Source organism: Agromyces binzhouensis (assembly GCF_004135055.1).
Lineage (GTDB): Bacteria > Actinomycetota > Actinomycetes > Actinomycetales > Microbacteriaceae > Agromyces > Agromyces binzhouensis.
In genome coordinates this window covers 1-713 of record NZ_SDPL01000758.1, presented here as the reverse complement: position 1 = coordinate 713, position 713 = coordinate 1, and the positions used below count along the sequence as shown (strand labels likewise).

The 713-nt window shown below is 75.0% G+C and carries 1 protein-coding gene and 1 pseudogene; both read right to left on the bottom strand.

What is annotated here, in order from left to right:
- Positions 1-518 (bottom strand): PTS sugar transporter subunit IIA (locus ESO86_RS18070; RefSeq protein WP_165308400.1); only part of this gene is annotated, 518 nt, incomplete at its 3' end.
- A gap of 9 nt (positions 519-527) precedes the next feature.
- Positions 528-713: pseudogene (locus ESO86_RS20030) on the bottom strand (1-phosphofructokinase); the annotation flags it as partial.

The following is a 713-nucleotide window of genomic DNA, read 5'->3' as shown; positions in this document are numbered from 1 at the left end:
CCGGCCGCGGCCTGGGCGGAGGCAGCGGCGGCCCCGGCTGCGACGGGCGCGGCGGCGGGCTCCTCCTTCGGCTGCAGCGCCCCTTCGACGAGCGCGACGAAGGCCGGCACGTCGGGAGCGGATCGCAGCGAGGCGACGAAGTCCTCGTTGATGAGCGATCGTGCGAGCGTCGAGAGCACCGCGAGGTGGTCCTGCGTCGACGCGGTCGGCACCGCGATGAGGAACACCAGGTCGGCCGGCCCGTCGAAGGAGCCGAAGTCGACCCCCTCGGGCAGGCGCGCCGCGGCGAGCGTGGGCTCGGTCACGGCATCGGACTTCGCGTGCGGGATGGCGATGCCGCCCGGGACGCCGGTGGAGTCCTTCTCCTCGCGCGCCCACGCATCGGCGAACAGCGCATCGGTGTCGGTGGCGCGGCCGGCTGCGACGACGGCGTCGGCGAGCGCCCGGATGACGGCGGCCTTGTCGGCGCCGATCGGCTCGTCGAGGGTGACGAGTCGTTGGTCGATGACGGTGGACATCGATTCCTCCTATTGGACGGCCGGGGCGACGGCGCCCCGGATTCGGATGGCGGTGATGGCGGTGGCGTCGGCGTCGGACCTGGTGGGGACCGCCGAACCTGGGAGCGACGCGGCGGCCGCCCCGTGCGCGACCGCCTGGGCGAGCGCCCGGTCGGGCGTCGCCCCTTCGGTCGTGGCGAGCAGGAAGCCGGCGAG